The organism is Pseudovibrio sp. JE062 (assembly GCF_000156235.1).
In the GTDB taxonomy this organism is placed as follows: domain Bacteria; phylum Pseudomonadota; class Alphaproteobacteria; order Rhizobiales; family Stappiaceae; genus Pseudovibrio.
The window spans coordinates 45,743-67,835 of record NZ_DS996808.1 but is presented as its reverse complement, the minus strand read 5'-3'; the positions used below and the strand labels follow the sequence as shown (position 1 = coordinate 67,835).

General features: G+C 50.2%; 16 protein-coding genes. 3 read left to right on the top strand and 13 right to left on the bottom strand.

What is annotated here, in order from left to right; all coding sequences use genetic code 11:
* The first annotated feature begins 131 nt into the window (after positions 1 to 131).
* The gene (locus PJE062_RS10370; protein ID WP_008549426.1) at positions 132 to 803 is read left to right on the top strand and encodes a T6SS immunity protein Tdi1 domain-containing protein; all 672 of its coding nucleotides are present in this window, start codon (positions 132 to 134) and stop codon (positions 801 to 803) included.
* A 67-nt stretch (positions 804 to 870) separates the two neighbouring features.
* On the opposite strand, the gene PJE062_RS10365 is transcribed toward PJE062_RS10370, so the two are convergent.
* From PJE062_RS10365 to tssB, 13 genes are all read right to left on the bottom strand, one after another.
* Entirely contained in the window at positions 871 to 1,770 is a 900-nt protein-coding gene (locus tag PJE062_RS10365; RefSeq protein ID WP_008549187.1) for a pentapeptide repeat-containing protein, read from the bottom strand.
* 30 nt (positions 1,771 to 1,800) lie between these two features.
* Positions 1,801 to 2,658: a type VI secretion system-associated protein TagO gene (locus tag PJE062_RS10360; protein ID WP_208982251.1), complete on the bottom strand. Its 858-nt coding sequence runs from the start codon at positions 2,656 to 2,658 to the stop codon at positions 1,801 to 1,803.
* Between the two features lie 2 nt (positions 2,659 to 2,660).
* Positions 2,661 to 4,226, bottom strand: coding sequence for a sigma 54-interacting transcriptional regulator (locus PJE062_RS10355; protein ID WP_208982250.1), 1,566 nt, complete (start codon positions 4,224 to 4,226; stop codon positions 2,661 to 2,663).
* 10 nt (positions 4,227 to 4,236) lie between these two features.
* Entirely contained in the window at positions 4,237 to 6,942 is a 2,706-nt protein-coding gene (gene tssH / locus PJE062_RS10350; RefSeq protein WP_008549057.1) for a type VI secretion system ATPase TssH, read from the bottom strand.
* 15 nt (positions 6,943 to 6,957) lie between these two features.
* Positions 6,958 to 7,776 carry a type IVB secretion system protein IcmH/DotU gene (gene icmH, locus PJE062_RS10345; RefSeq protein WP_208982249.1) on the bottom strand — a complete coding sequence of 273 codons (819 nt, stop codon included), beginning with the start codon at positions 7,774 to 7,776 and terminating at the stop codon, positions 6,958 to 6,960.
* Positions 7,776 to 9,125 carry a type VI secretion system baseplate subunit TssK gene (tssK, locus tag PJE062_RS10340; RefSeq protein WP_037036601.1) on the bottom strand — a complete coding sequence of 450 codons (1,350 nt, stop codon included), beginning with the start codon at positions 9,123 to 9,125 and terminating at the stop codon, positions 7,776 to 7,778. Before tssK ends, icmH begins: the two co-directional genes overlap by 1 nt.
* A 29-nt stretch (positions 9,126 to 9,154) precedes the next feature.
* Positions 9,155 to 9,715, bottom strand: coding sequence for a type VI secretion system lipoprotein TssJ (gene tssJ / locus PJE062_RS10335; protein ID WP_008549447.1), 561 nt, complete (start codon positions 9,713 to 9,715; stop codon positions 9,155 to 9,157).
* A gap of 65 nt (positions 9,716 to 9,780) precedes the next feature.
* A complete protein-coding gene (gene tagH / locus PJE062_RS10330; RefSeq protein ID WP_008548867.1) occupies positions 9,781 to 11,280 on the bottom strand; it encodes a type VI secretion system-associated FHA domain protein TagH in 1,500 nt (499 codons plus the stop codon).
* Positions 11,281 to 11,288: 8 nt separating this feature from the next.
* Positions 11,289 to 12,278: a type VI secretion system baseplate subunit TssG gene (tssG, locus tag PJE062_RS10325; protein WP_008548997.1), complete on the bottom strand. Its 990-nt coding sequence runs from the start codon at positions 12,276 to 12,278 to the stop codon at positions 11,289 to 11,291.
* A gap of 8 nt (positions 12,279 to 12,286) precedes the next feature.
* Entirely contained in the window at positions 12,287 to 14,074 is a 1,788-nt protein-coding gene (tssF, locus tag PJE062_RS10320; RefSeq protein WP_008549386.1) for a type VI secretion system baseplate subunit TssF, read from the bottom strand.
* 18 nt (positions 14,075 to 14,092) lie between these two features.
* Positions 14,093 to 14,491 carry a type VI secretion system baseplate subunit TssE gene (gene tssE, locus PJE062_RS10315; RefSeq protein WP_008549175.1) on the bottom strand — a complete coding sequence of 133 codons (399 nt, stop codon included), beginning with the start codon at positions 14,489 to 14,491 and terminating at the stop codon, positions 14,093 to 14,095.
* Between the two features lie 69 nt (positions 14,492 to 14,560).
* On the bottom strand, positions 14,561 to 16,054 hold the full coding sequence (gene tssC, locus PJE062_RS10310) for a type VI secretion system contractile sheath large subunit (RefSeq protein ID WP_008548882.1): 1,494 nt from the start codon (positions 16,052 to 16,054) through the stop codon (positions 14,561 to 14,563).
* A gap of 96 nt (positions 16,055 to 16,150) precedes the next feature.
* Positions 16,151 to 16,660 carry a type VI secretion system contractile sheath small subunit gene (gene tssB / locus PJE062_RS10305; protein ID WP_008549395.1) on the bottom strand — a complete coding sequence of 170 codons (510 nt, stop codon included), beginning with the start codon at positions 16,658 to 16,660 and terminating at the stop codon, positions 16,151 to 16,153.
* Positions 16,661 to 16,933: 273 nt separating this feature from the next.
* Here tssB and tssM point away from each other — a divergent pair, with 273 nt between their 5' ends.
* Both tssM and PJE062_RS10295 read left to right on the top strand, forming a co-directional pair.
* A complete protein-coding gene (gene tssM, locus PJE062_RS10300) occupies positions 16,934 to 20,518 on the top strand; it encodes a type VI secretion system membrane subunit TssM (RefSeq protein ID WP_256377907.1) in 3,585 nt (1,194 codons plus the stop codon).
* Positions 20,519 to 20,523: 5 nt separating this feature from the next.
* Positions 20,524 to 21,948, top strand: a complete 1,425-nt coding sequence (locus PJE062_RS10295) for a TssA family type VI secretion system protein (protein ID WP_008549233.1) — start codon at positions 20,524 to 20,526, stop codon at positions 21,946 to 21,948.
* Positions 21,949 to 22,093: the final 145 nt, after the last annotated feature.

Genomic DNA, 22,093 nt, shown 5'->3' with positions numbered 1-22,093 from the left:
TGCGCCATAATAAAGAGGGAGTATCTCTAGAGTTGGTTCCGAGAAGAGACACAGGAGCGTTTCTGTTTGTTTGGACAGTTGACCGCTGTTCCTCTGTGGGCGGCATCGCTTAAGAAAGCTTGAGGCACAAGATGGATTTATCAGAAGATTGGCAAGATGTTTTTGAAGACATAGGTGAGCCTTATGTGACAGATGCGCTTTCCGATAAAGAGATAGAATCGATTGAGAGTATTTTGCCGGATGATCTGATCGACTATTTCAGATTATACGGTCGTTCTGTGCTTTTTGAAGGCAGGATTCAGATATGCCATCCGATAGATTTGAGCGGTATGCTTGCATTAGTGTTTAAGGCAGACACAGATTTTAACCATAAGCTGTGCCATGCCTACGCATATTCTTCTTTTGGTGAAATTTTCTTTTGGCATCAAGAGTATGGATACTCACGATTATTGCTGTTGGATGGTGAAATTTATTGTAGCGGGCTAACTAAAGAGGAAGAGAAAGAGGTTGGCTTTCATAAGACCTTTATAACAGCATTTTCTTCAAGAAAAGATCGCTACGAGTTGTACGACCTCGACGATAAACCCTTGTTTTCACGAGTTCGGAAAAAGCTTGGAGAAGTCAGCATAGGTGAATGCTACGGCTTTGTGCCTGCACTTGGGCTTGGCGGTGTGCCAGAGTTGGAGAAATTGAAGAAGCTGAAGGCACCAGAGCATTTCGCCATTCTGGCTCAGCTCATCGACTTCCAGTTCATTGATGTCCAAGGTTACGGTCAATCTGTAGTAGTGCGTGAAATTGGTTAGGTTGCCAACATATCCTTCAGTTTAGCTTACAATGTTAGAGCTTAAACATCCCAACAATGCTGCCCCTTCAACTAATCGGGGGGCGGATGACTTTGCCTTTTTCGTTGATGACCTGGACGCTTGCCCATTGTTCGACTGAGAATAGGGCTTTCCATTTTTCTTCAACGCGAGCGCGGCTCACGTTTGCATCTGAGAAGTTGGCGTTGGTGAGGTCGGCATCGTCGAAGACGCTGTCGGCCAGCACGCAGTAACTCAGGTCAGGACCGTTGGAGGCAAGTTTTCCTGCCAGTGGGCCGCTGTTCTTCATGCCGCGGAAATAAGCCCCGCTCAGGTCCAGCTGGATGCTCTGGTCTTTCTTCTTGAGCAGTTTCTTAAGTTCGGAAACCTTTTGAATGGAAGCAATCAATTCTCCACGTGCCCGAGCGTGTTCTTTACCAGCCATCAGGTTTGCACGCTGAGCTGAACTAGCACTGCGAATATGTGCGGCCAGAAGCTGAAGGACATCCTGATGGTGCTCTTTCGGGTTGGATTTTGCGATCTCGGAGAGGATCACAATTCCTGCTTCACGTAATGCGCCGTTACCTGATTCAAGAAGCTCAGCCGCTTTGGTGAACTGCCCCAGAACGTAATTGCGCCGTGTTGCTTTAACCGCAGCAAAAGCGGAGCTGGCGATGTACGCGAGCAATAAGAACGCAGGAATCGCGACAAAAACGGTAAATAACGCACTTAAGCCCGCAGCAACGTTATAGAACACCGATGTCTGTTCGATCGGGGTGTATGGCACCCCTTTCGGCACCGGTAACTCACCGCGGAACATCTCAATCTTGCCCCCTGCCAGCACCACGAGGTTTCGGACCATCGAGTATTCATCGGGAACAAGATTGAGGTAGTCGCAAATCAGGTAGGCCGGGATGGTGAGAAAACCGAGGGTGACCAGCGTTACGGCAATACGGAAACTATACTTCATTGAAATGAAACCTGTTTTAAAAAGCAAACGTTACCAATGGCATGCCTGACGCAGTGGCGGCAGCATTTCGCGAAGGTTTGCCAGGTCAAAGAGGTAGGCACGCGATCCTTCATCCGAGAGGACATCAAATTGCACCCGATCAACCTGAGCCCATCGGTTGATATGCGCGATACTGGTTAAGCCGCGGGGACTGATCAAAACGCGCTTGCTTTCCGCACTCTGCCACACATCATTGTCAATGCGTTGCTCCCGTAACAACACCCGGATCGGAACCCGTCGTTTGGCATGCGGTTCATCCAGCACCAATGCAACCGTTGTGATGTCTTCAACGCAGGATAACAGAAGGATCGCAGAGGGCTGGTCATGTCTTTCATCAACTGATTTCAGCGCTTTCGTACTGAGATAGACATTGGTTGCCCCCGGCTCGATCACCGGTTGCTGCCCCTCCCGCGTGCTGAGTGCCTGTGTTTTTTCTGGCACGACACCTTCTCGAGACTTGAGTGTCTTTTCAGGCTGCTTTGCTTCCTGAATATCCTCCCACTCAAAGACGGGTGGGTAGCCGATTTTCCCGAAGCGGAACATCCAGTTAGAGTTACCAGCCCGCCGCATTCTTTCCATCGCTTTTGCTTGCTGCTCTAAAGGACCAGCAGGCGCATTTGCTTTTTCGACAAACTCCGCTTGCGGCTCAGCTGCAGAAAGCACCTCCAAGGGAGTTCCGAGCAACTGGTCAAAACACGACAGTCGATCAACGCGCCCCAAAGTCATCGTGCATTGTTTAAGCGCCTGCTGATCGATCTGAATGGTTTCAGCTGAAAGAGGATGCGTTGTAGCCAGCAATCCCACCAATGCAGCACTTGCCAAGTAACGGTGAAATCTATTCGTCTTCATAATCAAACCCCACCGTTAGATAGCTTGAAGCTGCTGAGTTTGTTTGCCAAAGTTCGCTTTGGGATTTGCAGGAAGTCAGCCATCTTCCGCCGGTCGCCATCAAAGCGAGAGTAGGCATTGCTCAACAGGCGGTGTTCGAAATCAGACAGAACCGTTCGAAGTCCTTTTTCAGCCAGCATCAGTTCTTCAGTCTCGCTCTGCGGCGCGGCATCATTGCTCTGGACAGTTGGAGCACACGTTATCTGCTCATCCATGGCCTGCCGCAGCATGGTGCCTGTGATCTCATCAGTTCCAAAAGCAAGAAAGACAGCTTTGATCATGCAGTTTTGGAGTTCGCGAACGTTGCCTTTTAGCTCAGCAGCTTCTAGCACTGACATCGCTTCGGAACTCAACGTCTTTGGCGTATCTCCCTCACTCACTGCGATTTCCTGAAGGAAGTAGCGGGCAAGGTGAACACTGTCGCCGTCACGCATACGCAGTGGCGGCACCTCAATGGCAAGCTGGGAGATGCGGTAAAATAAGTCGGCGCGGAACTTGCCCTGCTCAATAGCCTCTCGCAGATTGACATGAGTTGCGCACACAAGACGGAAGTCGACAGGCTCATCGTTGTCACTGCCCAAGGGCCGAAGCTTTTTCTCCTGCAAAATTCGGAGCAATTTCACCTGAAGATCCATGGAGAGATCGCCGATTTCGTCCAGAAACAGAGTGCCACCCGAGGCACGTTTTACGAGGCCATCTCTGTTCTCCATCGCCCCGGTGAAGGCACCTTTTTTGTAACCGAACAGCTCACTTTCAATAAGGTTTGCAGGCAGAGCCGAGATGTTTTCAGCTATGAACGGCCCACAAGCGAACTGAGACAGACGATGCAAAGAGCGGGCTACAATTTCTTTGCCTGACCCCGTCTCACCCTGCACGAGGATCGCATACTTGGTTTGTGCGAACTGAGCTATTTTCTCTCTGACCTGAACGATTTGCGGCGAACGTCCTACGAGGCTTTCAGAGAGCATTGCATCCACCTGCCCCTTTTGCACCTTGGACTGAACTGCTTGTGTTTCGCCATCTTTCTGCAGTGTATCCAGTGAGTTCAGAAGAAGAGAAAGATGGAAGTAAGAGTGCCACAACACATGCATCGCGGCGTGGTCTTTTTGAAGCGTTGTGATGCTTGTTGAAGGCATCAGCAGGAAGACATAGACCTGCTGATGCGCGTTGTTTCGTTCTGCACTCTCCAGCAAGAGGCGATGCCCAATGAGTGAACCATGTCGGCAAAACAGGGCTTTGCTCAAGCCTTGTGTTTTCGCCTCATGAAAGGGCTCAGTCTGCAAAGCATCTAGAACTCCATCACGCTCCGTACCAACTTCATTCTCAAGCTCTGGCAGTCGGCTTACTGGTAAGCCACCATCGCAAGCAAAAGGGACCAGTTTTCGGCCTGTAACATCCGGCAGGTACACGGCAATTGCCTGAGCTTTGGTAGACGCCAGAATAGTCTTCAGGACCTTTGCACGCAGCTCATTTTCTGATCTGCATGCTATGAAAGCCATAAGAGCGTCTGTTGTAGAGGATGTGTCCATACCCGCACCTCTATGCCTCTTCCAAGGTGTTTTCATCGGTTGGTTCAGCAACCGCATCTTCCTGGAAAACCGCAGAAAAAGAGAAACCGCCATCATCTTCTGGAGAGTCGATGGTGATTGAAGCGATATGCTCGCCGCGATGCCCTGCCTCCAAGATCTCAATAGAGAGCGTGGGGAGCAGTTGACGCTGAATGACCTGATCAACAAGTCGCGCACCATTTGAGGCCACCCGGCACATTTGCGTTACACGACCATAGGTTGCCTCGGTGATTGTAAGAGCAATCTTTTGGGTTTCTTTCAGCAGCTCAATAAGATCATCCAGACGCATTTGAACGATGTCGGCCAGCACTTCTTCAGAAAGCGGCATGTAAACCAAAGGCTCCATGCGAGCCAAAAGCGCTGGTTTGAAATGTTGAGCAAAGAGCGGTGTAAGAGACTTCAGCATAGAGCCGTGACTCGGCACCTGATCATCTTCAGCATTTGCAACCCAGTTCTCAATCTGATCCGATCCCAGATTGCTGGTCAGGAAGAACACCACATTGCGACAATCTATGAGGCGCCCTTCCCCGTCTGCCAGTTCCCCTTTGTCAAAGGCCTGATAAAACAGATTGAGGACGTTGGGATCAGCTTTTTCAACTTCATCAAGCAGCACGACTGAGTATGGCTTCTTGCGGATCGCTTCAGTCAGAACACCACCCTCTCCATAACCGACATAACCGGGAGGCGAACCGATCAGACGAGAGACCGTATGTCGTTCCTGATACTCAGACATGTTGATGGTTGTGATAAACTCTTCACCACCGAACAACCGGCGCGACACTTCAAGAGCGGTCTCTGTCTTACCCACGCCTGAAGGTCCTGCAAGGAAGAACACGCCCAACGGCTGGCCTTTTTTATGCAAATCAAGCCGTGATGCTCGCAACCGCGCTTCGATGGCATCAATTGCGTGGTCCTGACCTTTAATCGCCTTCTTCATGGTTTCAGCAAGCGTCAGAAGGCGATGGTAATCATCCTGAACCATGGAGTTCACTGGAATGCCTGTCCAATCGCTGATAATGGCAGCGATTTCCGCAGAACCCACTTCGACTGAAATGAGAGGCTCAGAACCAGCTTCTTCTATCAGTGCATTTTTGTGACTGACGAGAAGAGCGCGGTCCTGCTCCAGCGCATCTTCCTCCTGCGTTTCCGGCTGTTTTTGGAACAAGTCCTCACGCGCAGCGATGAAGTTTTCGGCCAGTGCCACCTGCGCTTCTAGGCGAGAAGATAGCTCTTGCTTGCGTTCCTCAAGATCATTGATCTGATCTGCAATTGCCTTCAGGCGCTCCAGTTGCTCAGGCTCTAAAGGTGCTGTGAGCTGATCGCGCTCCAGGCCTTCCCTCTCCCAACTCAAGGTTTGAAGGCTTTGCTCCACATCCTGCAGTTCTACTGGTGGAGTGTTGGCTCCAGCGCGCACGCGGGCACAGGCAGTATCCAGAACATCAATCGCTTTGTCCGGCAGTTGGCGACCGGTGATGTAACGCGCAGCCAGCCGAACAGAGGCGCCAATAGCTTCTTCAGTGATGTAAACGCCATGCGCTTCCTCATAGGCCTTTTTGAGCCCGCGCATGATGATGATCGCCTCATCAATGGTTGGCTCATCCAACTTCACCAACTGGAAGCGGCGGGTGAGCGCCGGATCTTTTTCAAAGTACTTTTTGTACTCTGTCCAGGTTGTTGCAGCGATTGTTTTCAGCTCACCTCTGGCAAGGGCTGGTTTCAAAAGGTTCGCGGCATCAGAACCACCTTGGTCGCCCCCTGCCCCAATCAGGGTATGGGCTTCATCGATGAACAGAATAATCGGCTCAGCGCTGGACCGCACTTCATCGATCACGCCCTTCAGGCGCTTTTCAAACTCGCCTTTCATGGAAGCCCCCGCCTGCAGGGCTCCAACATCCAGCCCCCATAGCGCGACATTGGCAAAGTCTTCAGGCACCTCGCCATTTGCAATGCGCAGTGCAAGCCCTTCAGCGAGTGCAGTTTTACCTACGCCTGCTTCACCAACACAAATCGGGTTGTTTTTGCGCCGACGGCACAGGATCTCAATGATCTGGCGGATCTCATTGTCCCGGCAGAAGATTGGGTCAATCTTTCCGTCCTTCGCAAGCTGGGTGAAGTTGGTTCCATATTTATGAAGAAACCCTTCTGCGGTATCGCCTGCACTTGCCGCACCACCAGCTCCCTGCCCGGCACGATGGTCCTTCTCAAATGAACCCGCAGTTAGCTCATCAAACTGTCGGAGCAAAGTGTCTGAGGAAACGCGTTCAAGCAGCGGATAGTAGTCCATCTGCATGTAACGACCACGGTCATTCAACAGCGCAATCAGCACAGCTCCTGAGCGAACAGTCTTTTTACCTTGTTCGACGGAAGCAATCAACCAGGCATCCTGCAGTAAGTCCTGAAGCAGTGGTGAAAAGGTTGGCGTCCGATCGGCTTCTACCCGACGATAACGATTGAACGTCGCGCGAAATGCTTCATTCAACACGTCGACATCTACATTCTGGCTTTGTATGAGAAGCCTAAAATCGACTGCAGGTTGTGAAGCAAGAGAAATGAGGAAATGCTCAATTGTTACTTCCTGATGCGAGTTTGAAACGCACAGGCTAGCAGCTTCTTCAACTGCCTGCCGACAGCACGGGTTGAGACGCTCAATCAGCGCCTTGATTTCCAGTCGAGCCATACCCGATCTCCAAAACTAAAGCATTTCGCGCAGTTGAGTGACAACGCCGTCGGTGTATTGGTCGATCTGCCAATAAAACCCAACGTAGGTCAGTGCGCACAAAATAAAAAGGCTAATCCAAACAAGGGAAACAGGCGTATGCCAATGAACAACATGCGCTTTTTCTATGATTTTGTTTTCTGATTGACCGAGTTCAGAAGTCCTCTCACCTCTTTCTTGACGGATGATGTGGCGAACGTCCCGCATGATTTCCTCAAGCTGCAGCTTGCCGTTGTGCATGACCCGGTATTTGCCCTCAAAACCGAGGCCAAGCAGCACATACAAGAACTCAATCAACTCGATGTATCGAACCGGATCCCGCATCAATCTGCTGAGAACGATGAAGAACTTCTCTCCACCCCAGGTCTCACTATGAAACAACGCCAACAAACTACGCTCGGACCAGTCAGAATTCTGCCCCCATGGAGAGCACATCACCGCCTCATCAATTGCAGAGCAAAGGCAATAGCGGTGAGCCAGAATAGTCGCCCGGTCAAACCCTTCACGCTGGAGTTCAAGTTCCAGAGATTCAATCTCTGCCCGAACATCCTTATGGAGGTAATCTAGCTTGTTGTTTTCTGAGACTTCCGGGATACGCGAGATCAAAGCCAGCAATGATTGGCTCGCATCAATGATCTTATTGATGCTGTGCCCCCGCATCGGAAAGCTGATGTGTTGAACAGGTCTCGGAGAAACATCTTTCAGGTTCTGCGGAACGCTTTCTGCTGTTGCGACAGGCACATCCTCTGCAACTTCAGGATCGCTAGCGTCAAACAGATTTGCGACTTCACTCATCATGCCGTCCTTTCATTGCGAATAGCCCAGAACTGCAGCTGTAGATCAGCAAACTCGCCCGCAATGTGGAATGCAAAACCACTCGCGTTTTCAATGTATTGCCAGCCTGCTGAGTTGGCATCCAACTGGAAGTATGAGAACCCGGCATGATAAGGCAGCTGCCGCGGAGGAGACGGCAACCGCTGCAGAACCACACCCGGCAAATGCAGATGGATCAGCTCACGAATACGCTCAATGGAAGAGACCTTGGTTTGTGCCGGGAAGGATTTTGCCAGCTCTTCAAGCTCCATGCTTGCTTTCACAGCAACCACGAAGATTGCTGAGTTCAACAGTGAGCGATCATTGAGCGGAGAGGTAATGATCCCGTACTTCTGTTTGTTCAACGGCAGCGCAATCGCGTTCGCTTCAAAGATCGTCGACAGTGATTGGCGCAATGAACTAATCACCGGATCGAAGCAAACCTGCGGCTCTTCATGATGATACGCAGGCCAGGACGTAGGCATCCGCTGCTCATTGGTGAACGTCGCCAGTTCTCCTGCTGCACCAGAAAAGATCTTGTAGAGCTCTCTTGGGTGTACGCCTTTGAGCGATGATGTATGCCGGAACTCAGGCCAGAGCCGGTTGATCGTCTGCAGCATAAGAAAATCGGAGACATCCGAGACCCCCCTTTGACCGGGCGTCCCCATACGCGTTGAAATGTGCGTTGCTCTTTGACGCAGTAATCCCACCAGATCATCAAGCGTTTTGCGCAAACGCGGCTGAGCATCGATAGTCGAGGCCATTGGCAGGAACTCGTCATCCAGCACAACGCTACCATCTGAGTTCTTGTTCCGAATGCGTGTCAGCGGCAAGCAGGTGAAAGCAGAGCGATCTTCGCGTTCCAGCATCAGGCGTAAACGATACTGCGCCACATCCACCATGAAAGGTTCTGTGTCTGAGCTGGTGTTGTTGCGTACATCCTGAGAGAAGGCGCGCATTCTGGTCGCGTCCTGAGGATTAAGCGGATCTTCGACTTCCGGCACACCATTGGAGCGCAGTGGCAAAGCCAGATAGACGGTCTGACCCACCACATTTTCGCCGCTCACATCCAAAGGTGCCGGTGCCATGGACTCGCCGGGTACATCAATTGTTGTGCCATCGGGGAAAATGCCGAGCACATAATCAACGAGCAGCTTGCCATGCAGAAGGCTTTCCTTATTGATCTCCAACCGGCTCACCCCATGCTGGTAAGGATCAATAGCTTCGCTGCGAGAGCGGATAAGATGTTCTAAGTATCGCTGTTGCTGCTGAAAATGGTGGGGCTTCAAAAACAAGCCATCTCGCCAAATTACATGATTTCGCAGTGACATAATCTAAATAAACCTATTTGCTCTCAAACCTATCGATGCAGGTTTGTGATAATTTTTTTTCTGCTGATCACAGCAAGTAGCTTGTACGTCTCTCCCTTGGGCTTGACCTTCTCGACAGCGCGCCAGTCGACCTTCTCAGGCTTGGCATATCCACCAACCAGACCGATGAAGACCGTTTCCTTATCCAGCTCCAGTTCCGTCACAACCTTTGACTCCCCAGGCATGACTTGAACCTCTTTCACGTCAACAAAGGTGGTTCCAAGAGCGTTCTCATAGTCTTCCGTCGCCTCTTCAAACGAGGACTGAAGCAACTTACCGTCATCACCCAGCTGAAAGACCCAGACATCAATGGGAACACTCTCACCAAGATCATTCTTGTTTGATCCCGGCTCAGAGAAAATGGTGACATCAATCAAACTCGGCTGGTCTTTGGGCTCTCCAACTGGAATGCCCGGATCCATGACCACCTTGAAAACCTTTTCAGGTATCTTCTGCGCTTCGCATGCGCCCAGCACCAGCAGTGCTGCGAACATGCAAACCAAGTGGAAGCTCTTTTTCAGGAGCGCGTTTTGTGTCCAACCCCAGTTCATTTTCTGCTTACCGCCTTCTTATTTGGGAAGCTGAAGGTATTGGGTGTACTGATCCGCCATCCCGCTTACTCCGCAGCACAGAGCTGATGGCTGCGCATCTCACGGTCGTAAACCTGACGGAAAATCTCCCAGAACATGCGTGTAAGTCCCCGCTGCCGGCCTGAGCGCATTTCATTGTAGTAGTGCTCGTACATCTGCCAGTTCCAGCTATCCAGATCGCCTGTACGAGGCGCATGCCCTTTGTAACGCGCAAAGCGTTTGGTCAGGTTCTCAGGAGAAAGACCAAACAGAACCGCTTCCAAAGCTTCGTCAGCAGCGATACGGCTTGCCTTCTCATGCAACTCAATCTGCATGAGGCTCTCTTCAATGGCTGATGGTGCATTCAGGTGCACAGGGCTTTGAACGAGCAGCAAATCTTCAATTGCCTGTTCAGGGCTTTGCGCCAACCGGATTGGGTTGTCTTCCACCGGATGCAAATGGGTGTCGTTCATGGAAGACCGGTCTTCCCACTGCTGAGCGTGAATGGACATCAGACCGGAAATCGCTGTCTTCAAAGCCGCACCAACTTCCTGCGTAATGCGGTTTGCCTCAGGCAAACTCATGTCGCCAATCGGTAGTCCCAATGCTGACAGGAGAGGACGCAGCACTACGTGATCCACCATGCCTTCTTCGCCCGTTTCAGATAAAGAAACCGACCCATGCCAGCTCTCGGTCTCCTGAATATCGCTGACCAGCATTTCCTGCCCGCCCGAGTTCGTCAGGGATTCAAGATAGCTATCCATTTCCGGGTCAACCGGCTCTGTACTCGTCGTGGACATTGCGTGGTTTCCTTTTGCTTGGGGCATAATCATAAGGCGGTGATGTGCTTGAGGGTCATCGATACCCACCGCCTTCCCGCTGTATTCGGGTTGCAATCCCAGCGTGCCCAGAAGATCTTCATCCTGCTCTTGCTGCTCAGGCTCACTGTCGTGATTGAGTTGGGAGAGAGGGTCCTGATTTCCTGGCAGGCCTTCTTCATCCTGCTGGTCAAGAACCTCAACCGGATCACAAAGAAGCGCGTTGGAGCGTTGATTGCTTGCGAAAAAGTCTTCGCTCAGATCGCTCTCAAGGCGATCGGCCAAGATGTATTCAATGTTGCTTTGAGACTGTTCGTCTTCGTCCTGCAAATGCCCTGACACGATGGTATCAATAGCTGCAAACCGGCCCGCCCACTGCTCGCTGTGGTCCTCCAGTTCGCTTCCTTCAGCGATCACATAGGTTGTCAGTTTAAACGCCCCAACCTTCCAGACATCGCCATCTGAAATGCGAAAGCGTTGCCCGGACGGGATTGGTCGGTTTGAGCCATTTACGATGATCCCTTCATCACCAACGGCTTCGGCGCAATAGACACCATCCTGAAAGAACACGCGCACATGCTCGCGAGAGACGGAGTTGTGCCGATCCATCAGCTGCCAATGGCACTGCGCTCCAGAGCCGATGCTTCCGCCGGTTTTCTCAAACGTGGCGGTGGCTTTGCTGCCATTCTCTAGCGTGGAGGTGTTGTTGATGACTAAAACCAGCTTCATTTTACCTCCTACAACCGCGCTGAAATGAGAACTTCGCGAGGGCTCTCATCGCCTTTGTCGAGAAACGTCGACCAACCCAGCCGTCCTTGATATTCATCTGAAAGCTCAACAGGTGCGGCCTGTTTGGGTGCAAGTTCCAGTTTGATGTCGTAAGCATGCTGATCGCGGAGCATGAACTCCACCAAATCTCGCAGGGCCTTGTAGTCACGCCCGTGCGGGAGAAAATCCTGAAAACGCTCGAAACTCAGGTTCTTGATAAAGATATTGAACTTGCTAGAGATATCGGAAACGCTGTCCCCGATAATGGTGTCTTCACCCAGAAGCATATTGTGCTGTCCAAGTTCGGAGCGTTGAGCTGCAGGAATGTCCACCTTGCGAGCGACCCACTCTTCCACCTCAACATCCTTATGAAAGAAGGCATGTGAGACGACACTGGCAATGGCAGCCGGTGAGCGATTTCGGGAGGCCAATACACCCGCAAATGTGAGCAAGCGTGCCCAATTGATCGGGGATTTGCGACGAGCTTCCTGATCTGAAAGCCCGAAGATGCAGAACACCCATTGAGAGAACGGATCCAACGCCCCAGGTTCATAACGCACGTAGAAGCGATACTTGCGCATGGAACGGTGCAAGAGGCCAACAAGGCGGTTATGGAAGAAATCAAAGAACCCCTTCATCAAGGAGCCCTGCGCATCATACTTGGCTATAACCTCTTGATAGTAAGAGGGAAGCGGCGAACTTGAGCCATGCAAGCCAAGGAATGTGACTTCCATATTGAAGTCAGCATAACTGATCGATTCGTCACTATCTTCTGCCTCACCTCGTTTCTCGATACTGGCAATATCAGAGAGCGGAAAGCCGAGTGAATGCATGACACTGAAGTTGATCTTCTCATCTTTTGGCAAAAGATGCGTGCCAACTTCAGTGCTTTCGTCATAACAACGCTGGATCAACTCAACAGCTTGGAAGAAGGACCAGCTGCGAGCATTAAACTGCATGTCACCTCTTAAATCAGAGGCTGTCGCCCAATTTTCGCTGGCCATTGATAAACTTCATTATTTTGCGTTCCATTTACGATGAGTTCGTGGAACGAATTGACACTTGAATAGAGAGAAAAGAACTCTGCGAGCACACTGCAGAACAAGAACATTTCGCCCTCACTCTGAAACGCCTCTTCATTGAGGGACATGACTGTTTTCAAACCTCGAACAGCCTGCCCTCGGAATAGCTTGTCGACTGGCTTTGTCTCAATCGAAACAATGCCATCAATACGCTGCTTACTGACCCGCTCGTCTTGCCGGTTCAGGCGCGCCTGAAAATCGTAGGTCGCAATCACGGTCTTCAACGCTTCTTTCTCAAGAAGAGAGACGTAATTGAGAGAAAGATTGGAAATCAGGTTCCAGTAGAGCGATCCATCCAGTGGCGGATAAACTGGCGCGGTTGGCTGACCCAAGTTCTTGAAGGTCACAAAGCTTGGCGTTTCACCAGTTGGCTCACACACATCCCCTGCTCCCAGTTCCATCGCATGATTGGGATGAAAGCATTTCAGGTCTGCGGACAGAACTTCATGCTCCGGGATCGCACGCTCATTATCATGGCGCACGAATGAAACCAGATGTTCCATGCCGCGCTTGCCCAAGGCTTCGCGAAGCCGCAAGCGATAATAAATCTGAGTGAGACCGTCTGCCCGTTCAACTTCGTGATGGAAAGACTCAAAAGACGGATACTCTCGCAAATGAGACCCACTTGATGGATCTTTTGCAGCACGCCAACTCATAATGCGGTCGATAGAGAAGATATCGATCGCACCGCGCCCATTGGCAGTTGGCCTGATTGGATACCGCATCTGGCTATGATCGATCTTCATCGGCTCAGCATCATAGGCAAACAAGTTCACTGCTGGCACGCAGTAAAGACGGAACGTTCCAGGGCGGACTTTAACCTCTGGTGGCAGAGGTCTGGAGAACGTGAGCTCTAATGAGAAATCTGTCTCTTCGCGATTTCGGAAAAACGGTTCCAGTCCATCGATATCATAGCATTGGAACTTCGCAGGAAAGACGAAGTACTCCTGCAGCAAGCGATAGCCCTCATAGGCCGAGTTTTCATTGGGAAGCAGGGCCTCTGATCCACCAAAGCTGCCCGGCTGTAATGCTGAGATCGGAAGCTTATAGCGAGTAACTTCGTCATCCCCTGCCTCTTCGGAGTCAAAGCAAACACTGATGTCCTTCAGATATCGCCCCAGCCACAGATAAAGCATCTGCGCGGCGACTTCATCTCCTGCGATCCATAAACGCAGATCACGGAAGCTCAACCGGGACAACGGCAAACCAGATAGTGTCTGGAATTTAAGCGTTAGGACCGTGCTCTCGCGTGAGCGCTGAACGTCCTGCTCAACGATATCAAGCGGATAAACGGTTACATCTGCAGTGGTTTGAAACGGGCAAACAATCTCATCAACGGGCTTCGACAGAATTTGCGAACCGGCAGGTAGAACCTGACGTTCTGTAATCGCTTTTTCAACGGGCACCATCTGCATCAGTGTTGTTGAAGGAAATGCCCGCAGGAAATTCGGTATAAGCAACTGCACGAGTGAGTGGGTGAGCTCTGGCAGCTCATCATCCAGCTTTTCGCGCAATCTTGATGTCAGGAACGCAAAGCCTTCCAGCAACCGTTCCACATCAGGATCCGTGGAGGCATCAGACAGATACTTTGACAGCCTCGGATTGCGCTCGGAAAAAAGCCGACCGCTCTCGCGCAGATAAGTCAGTTCGTCCTGAAAGTAAGAAGCTTTCACAGCTGGTTGCCTGCTTAACTAAACAATGTGGGCGACATGCCCGTCTTTCATGAGGATATCGATTTGCACCTGCTCTCCCTTGCTAAGGGCGGGCATGAGCAACGTTGCTTTGAAGCGCAGTTCTAACGGCCTGTCGGGATCACGGACAAAATGGACTGATCGCACCTTCACCCGAGGTTCATATCTTTCGATGCATTGACGAATAGACGCTGCGATGTGTTGGGTCAGATCGTTGGTCGCAACACTGGACAGGTTGAAATCCACCAGCCCTAAATCCGGAGTAGCAGCAGAAGCCCCTGCTCTGGCGTTCAACAGTTTGGCCAAGTGACGTTTGATCGAATTTACTTTGGCTTCCAGCAAATCAACGCTCTGAGGAGGAGCTACCTCCTCCTCATCAGCAATCAAACGCTCAAACAAACTGCCCCGAGCTGTCCGAAGTCTACTGTCCCAAACAACGGTATCTTCGCGCTTTCTCATAAGTCAGCCTTAGCTATCCTTGTCCAGCTTACCTACGAGCGACAGCTCAAAGTTTGCACCCATGTATTTGAAGTGCGGACGCACCTTCAAAGACACCTGATACCAACCTGGATCACCTTCAACATCGGAGACGATAACTTCAGCAGCACGCAATGGGCGGCGTGAACGCACATCTTGAGGTGGGTTCTCCTGATCGGCCACGTACTGGCGAAGCCAGGTGTTCAGCTCACGCTCCAGATCCTCACGCTCTTTCCAGGAACCAATTTGCTCACGCTGAAGTACTTTGATGTAGTGCGCCAGACGGTTCACAATCATCATGTAAGGAAGCTGCGTGCCGAGCTTATAGTTGGTCTCTGCTTCTTTACCTTCCTTGGTGTTCTGGAAGATTTTTGGCTTCTGAGCTGAGTTAGCCGAGAAGAAAGCGGCATTGTCCGAGCCTTTGCGCATGGTCAGCGCAATGAAGCCTTCTTCTGCAAGCTCAAACTCGCGACGATCTGTGACGAGAACTTCTGTCGGGATTTTCTCTTCAAGCTGACCAAATGCTTCGAACACATGCACTGGAAGATCGTGAACAGCACCACCAGACTGAGGACCAATGATGTTCGGGCACCAACGATACTTTGCGAAGCTCTCAGTCAGTCGAGTTGCCATCAGGAACGATGTGTTGCCCCAGAGGTAACTCTCGTGCTCTTCGGTTACATTCTCGTTATAAACAAAGGAGTTAACCGGATTTTCTTCTGCATCATATGGCATGCGCAGCAAGAAACGAGGACAGGTAAGGCCAACATAACGAGAGTCTTCACTCTGGCGGAAACCCATCCATTTGCGGAACCGTGGCCCCTCATAGATGGAGAACAAATCCTTCTGTGCAGGCAGGTCCACGTACTCGTCAACATCGAACATCTTTGGACCGGCAGCCGCAAGGAATGGAGCATGTGCCATTGCACCGACAGAAGCAGCAAACTGCAGCAGTTTTACATCGCGAGCACCCGGACCAAAGTCATAGTTCGCAATCATGGCGCCAACCGGCTCGCCACCGAACTGACCATAACCACTAGAGTAGACGTGCTTGTAAAGGCCGGATTGCACGACTTCCGGGCTCGTTTCAAAGTCTTCCAGCAGCTTGTCTTTGGAAACAGAAAGCACATCAATCTTGATATTTTCGCGGAAATCCGTGCGATCGACCAGCAGCTTCAGTCCACGCCAGGCAGACTCAAGTTCCTGAAACTTCTCATCATGAAGGATTTCGTCCAGCTGCGAGGAAACTTTCAAGTCCAACTCGGAGATCATGCGATCTACCAGAACGCGATTGATCCGCTGATCAACTTCCTGACTGGAAAGGAGGTCAGAAATAAACGCTTCAACGCCTCTGCGCGCTATGGAATAGCTTTCTTCATCTTCCGGACGAATGCGCGTTTCTTCCATAATCTGATCTAAAAGAGAAATCGCGGCGCCCGCACCGGCAACATCCGGCTGGCCGGCAGAGGCTGATACATCTACCATGTCATCATATCCATGTTTTTAATTAGAAAAGTACTTGCGGATCAAAACTATGGAGCTCCGCAGCTTTACAGAAATTTCACTTGCAACAGCTCGAAATCAGCTGGTTTCTTCCTGAGAAGACACGACTGCATCCAGCTCTGACAAAAGCTTTTCCCTTTGCTCTTTGTCCTGCAAAATCTGCTCGAGCCGGTTACGGAACGCCGGAATGTTCCCAAGCGGTCCTTTCAAAGCAACCAGCGCCTCGCGAAGGTCAATTAGCTTTTTAAGTTCAGGTACTTGCTTAACAATGGAGTCTGGCTCGAAATCTTTAAGGCCTTCGAACTTCAAGTTCACAGCCAGCTGTGCATCCTCATCTTCAACAAGGGTGTTTTTGACTGTCAGCTCACGCTCCAGACCAGCTTCTTTCATAACCGATGCAAAGGTATTTTTATCGACGGAAAGCAGCTCGCGGTCTTCAAGAGGCGTGTCATCTTCTTTACCGTTGTAATCACCCAGCATGACTAGACGCAGCGGCAGTTCAACTTCTTCCTGCTGATCACCAGTTGCCGGAACATAACGAATATTAATTCGCTCTTTTGGCGCAACAGAACCTTCCTTGCCAGCCATAGAACTTCCCCATCTCTTCTTAGAAAATCAGAAAACAACTTAGGATTTACCTAAGATTATACTCAAATCTAAAATTAAACACTTTAGCGTCAATTCGACTCTAAATTTTCTTTAGGCCTATCGGAAAGAAAAACGATCGACAACAGAAAAGTAAAAGTTGCATTATTAGACTTTAGTCATATTGATTAGCAAAGTAAATATTCTGAAACAAATAGATTATTCAAACACAACACGTGATTCGCGCCTATTAACACCAATCAGAGAAGCGTAGTAATGGCTAAATCCCTTTCAATAATCAAATTAATACTATTATCGATTATTAAAATAACTACGTCATATATATTTATCAGCCTAACATTTCTAATTTTACTATTTTTATGCGTATTTTTATTCAGGGATACGATCTTCTCTTTCGCACCAACAGACGAAAGAAAATTAATCTATGCAACAGTAGCAATGGCCATATTTTCTGTCATTTGGGGCGTGAGTAACTTAGTTTATGTAAGCATAAAGAAGAAAAAGATTGATTTAAGTAAAAATAAAGACAAAAAAGAAAAGCCAAAGACACCTGATCTATCCTATCTGAATGAGTTTGAACGCGGCTTCACACAGGCACTCCAAACAATCAGCAGAAACTGGGCAGGCAAGGGTGAACGGAAGAAAGGAAAGAACCTCTACGCACTTCCCTGGTTCGTCGTATTGGGCTCTCCCAGTTCAGGTAAGACATCCCTAATCGTTGAATCGAACTTAAAGTTCCCGCTCGCCCACCTATTCTCTCAGGAAGATGCAAAACACGTTCAACCAACCAAAGACGTCGATTGCTGGGTAACTGATGAAGCTGTTCTCTTTGATGTCGCAGGCCAGTTCGTTGAACATGTAAACGGACAACAACCAGACTCCAAAGAAACGCATTACTCGGGTTTATGGCGGCGTTTCCTAAAACTTCTGCGGGATAACCGGCCTCGTAGGCCAATCAATGGCGTCGTTTTGTGTCTGGACCTCTCCGAACTGCTTTCACTCAGCTCGCAAGAACGAACAACGAAAGCTGCCCTTGTTCACGCACGCCTGAGCGAAATGACGGAAGTGCTCGGCACTCGCTACACCGTACACGTGGTCCTCACAAAGTTTGACCTGATTGATGGCTTCCATGAGTTTATTGGTTGTTTGGCTGCTGCCGAAAGAGCAAAACCCTTCGGCTTTACATTTGATCTTCACGATGGCCGTGATCAGGATAAATGGCTGGACGAGTTCAACTCAGCCTTTGCCAAGTTTCTTGATGACCTCAACAACACCGTTGTAGACCGACTTTCTGAAATGCGGTCGGCGCATCAAAGGCGCCAGCTATACTTGTTCACGCGCGAAATGGCTGGTCTGAGCAACATACTGAGCTCTTTTCTGGGGAAAGCCCTCCACCAGGACAAGTTTTCAACCGCTCCTCATATCCGTGGTGTCTTCTTTTCCTCTGCACGTCAGGAAGCCATTCCAACTAATCCGGTTTTACTGGCAACTTCGCAGAAATATGAGATCGCAGCACCTATCCTGCCCATTCATAGCGGCCCATCCAAACAGTACTTCTCTGCTTCGCTCTTTGATCAGGTCGTGTTCAAAGAAGCTGGCCTGGCGGGTGACAACATCAAGATTGAACGTGCCAAACGCTTTGCTCTCGTCGGGTCTGGCATTGCCGCTTCACTACTCTATGTTGGCTTTTTCAGCACCTACTGGGTCGGCTATGAAAATAATCGGGCACGAGCTGATGAGGTCGTCGATATCACCGAGAGCTTTGAAGAGCTGCTTCAGCAAGGTCCTGATAAGAATCTTAACGCCTCTGGGCAGAACTACATCCGTCCTCTTGGCGCACTCACATCTGCAAGCGACATCTTTGGCAATTATCGCGGCAGAAACTGGCTTGTTTCCCAACTCTCACTTTATCAGGGCTATAAGATCGGCCCGGAAGTTGAAAAAGCCTACGTCGATATGCTGGCCCGCTACTTCCTGCCAGAGGTTGCAGCATATGTTCGAAACGAGATCGCAGCTCTTGGGAATGATGAACCCAGCAAAGACAGTAATGAACGGCTGGAAGCGTTGCGCGTCTACCTAATGCTGGGCGATGCTTCCCGGCGGAATGAGCTTCTCGTCAAATCCTGGATGGAACAGAAATGGCAGGAGCAGTTTGAAGGCAATCTCAAGCTGCAAAAAGCGCTACGCGATCACCTTGTCTTTGCCATCGAAACTGCCGAGCTAGAAGCGAAGCTGGACAAAGATCTGGTCGAGACCTCTCAACGAGATTTGAGAGAAGTGCCACGAGATCTGCGTCTCTACCGCAACATCGAGCAAGTGAGTGACAGACAACTGGCTTCTCCTGTGAACTTCAGAAACGACATCGGGCCGGCATACAACATCGTTTTCAGCGGAACCGGCAACACCGCTCATGACGACCAACCAATTGGGGTAAAGCAGTTTTTTACAAAAGATGCTTATCTCGATTATTTCGTCAAAATGAATGACGGCCTGTCCGTCGTCGCCGTGGAAGATGCCTGGGTGGCCGATGAGCGGGACACCGTTGAATATTCCCAAGCTGACCTGAAAGAGTTCCGTCGCAAAATCGCATCCCGCTATGCAACGAACTACATCTCAAACTGGAATGACGCGCTGAACCGTTTGGAAATTACGGACTTCAGAAATCTGGATCACGCCGTAGATATTCTGGAAACACTAACTGGGCCAGACAGACCTCTTAATCGGCTCATCAACCGGGTTAAGAGTGAAACAGAAATTTACGAGAGTAAGCTCATTGAGCTCAATGCTGAGCAAGCCGTCAACTCTGACCTACCTTTTGACATCTACAGAGAGCAAGGTCTCCGCGTTCGCCGCGCCTTTTCCAATCTCAATGGATTGGTAGAAGCTGAAGAGGGCGAGAAGGCATACCTTGAAGATCTCGATGCGGCTCTTAATACTCTGTATGAGTATCTGAAAGACATCCGCCAAGCTGGAGAACGATCTGGCGAAGTGGCCTTGTCGCGCGCCAAAGCCAGAATTGATCTTCAGGGCGAAGACCCAATCTACACACTCAAACGCATTGGTGTGGATCTTCCCAGCCCACTCAATCGCTTCTTCGCAAAACTGGCTGATCAAAGTTGGAAAGTGTTACTGCAAGAAGCCAAGAAAGAGCTGCAACGCAGTTGGAACGAGGAAATCTATGCAGACTATAACCTCAACTACGCACAGCTTTATCCTTTCAACAAGCAGGCTGAGCAAGAGATCCCACTTGAAGAATTTGAAAGCTTCTTCGGTCCGGGTGGCAAGATCGAAACGTTCTACAAAAAGAACCTGATCGTGTTTGTTGATGAGGCAACGGGCGAGCCTAAAACCATCGATGGTCGCCATCTCGCCATCGCTAAGGAATTTCAGGATAATCTCAAGATCATCTTAGATCTGCGCAGAAGCTACTTCAACTCAGAAGGACTGATCGGTGTGGAGTACAACATCCAGCCAGTCTCTCTTTCCGCAAAACTCCGCCGCGCCGTGATGAATATTGAAGGACAAATCATCTCTTATTCTCACGGCCCACGTCGCCCTATTAGAGTGATTTGGCCGAATGTTCTCACAAATGAAGCTGAGAGCAGCCTATCAGTCTTCCCAGCGGGTCGTGGTCGTCCACACACCACCACCTTTAAGGGGCCGTGGTCTGGCTTCCGACTGCTGGATTTTGCCACGACAAAAGGCTTTGATAGCAATGGCGCGCTGATCGAATTCAGCTTCAACGGGCAGAAAGCAACATACTCCTTGCTTCATAAAGGAGCCAGTTCACTGGCACGCAAGCAGCCGCTCTCTGGCCTTATCCTGCCAGCAAAGATGTGATGCCTATGACCACATTAGACACAAACTCTGAAGAGGTAGCTCCGGCTGCTTCTTCCATTTTCGTGACATCCTACGATGATCTGGCAGAGGTGGTTCTTTCGCCTATTTCGGAAGAGTTTGAAGATGATATCGAAGATCACCCAGATTTCGATGCCGTCAGTGACGAGTTAATGAAGCGCGGCACACTCTCACATGGCTCGATCGATTGGAACCTGGTGGAGCGAGAAGCCCTTAAACTGTTGCAGAACACGCAAAAGAGCCTGGCCGTTTTCGAAGCACTCCTGCTGGCAAGAATGACGCGGAAAACTCGTGGCGCATTGGCCAGTTGCATCAGAGCGCTCGATGCATGTTTAACCACACCCAAGTCAGAGCTTCACCCCAAAGAAGATCGCAGGTTTGAGCTCATCCTAAGACGCATTTGCGGGCTCTTCAGTCTGGATACTTTACCCGGAAAACCCGGATCAGAGGCAGATAAGCTTGAGGAAAGTCTTGCCCGCCTGATCAAAAACGAGCTTTTGCTTGAACATGGATTGATAAAAGATTTTCGTGTCCTTCAAGAACGCATAGAGCTGGAGAAAAAACAGCAAGAGAACGAGCAAGCACGCAAAGCCTCCAGTTCCGGCACCTCTGCAGATTCAACAAGTGCCGGTCAAATCGGCTCATCGACAGCAATGGATGCTCGCTCCTTTAAGCGCCTCACAGCTGAGATCTGTACACTCATCTTTAAGCAAGACCCGTCTCTGCCCTTTATCTACCAACTCCGTCGCCACGCGTGTTGGCAAGAGATAACAGGCGCTCCGCAAATCACTTCAGAACCACGAACCATTATCCCGGCAATATCTATCGATACCTGCGACAAGTATAGGGATGCCTTAAAGCAAGGCACGCCAGATATTTCGATCATTCACCAGCTGGAAACAACACTTTTTTCCATGCCCTTTTGGATTGAAGGCCAGTATCTCGCCGCACAACTGGCACTCAAAGCCGATCACATCCAGGTCGCAAATGCGATCACTGAAAGCACTCAGAGTTTTGTTAGTCGTGTCCCTGAGTTGCGCGAACTGTGTTTTGATGATGGAACGCCTTTCATCGAAGGCGAAACGACCGAATGGCTCAACTCAAAGCCTCTGAATAGCGAAACATCCGATCTATTAAGCGTACCGCAGGAGCAAAAAGGCCTGACTGACTTCGTCAGCAATCCTAAACTCGCAACAAAATGGAACGGCGAGTACAAATCCCAACGCTCCCCTCGCCAAAAAGCCTTCATGGAACTGGCAATGCTGGAAGACCTCGCTCTCTCCGGCTTCTCCGCCCTCGTCTCCGACCAAACCCTCCGCCTCCAATCCGCCGTAGAAGAAACTTCAATCACCGACTGGGATCCAGAGTTCTTCAAAAGAGCAGCTGTTCTCACACGCAAGAGTAGGAGGTGATGCCTATTTACTTAAAATGATTCTCGTTTATTACATTGCGTCTTACCTCAGGATCACAGCAGTTTCTTTGAGCCGAATTCGGTCAAAAATCAAAAATTCTTAACAAAGGTTATCGTCGCACGCGCGCCCTTGTAGGTATCTCTGA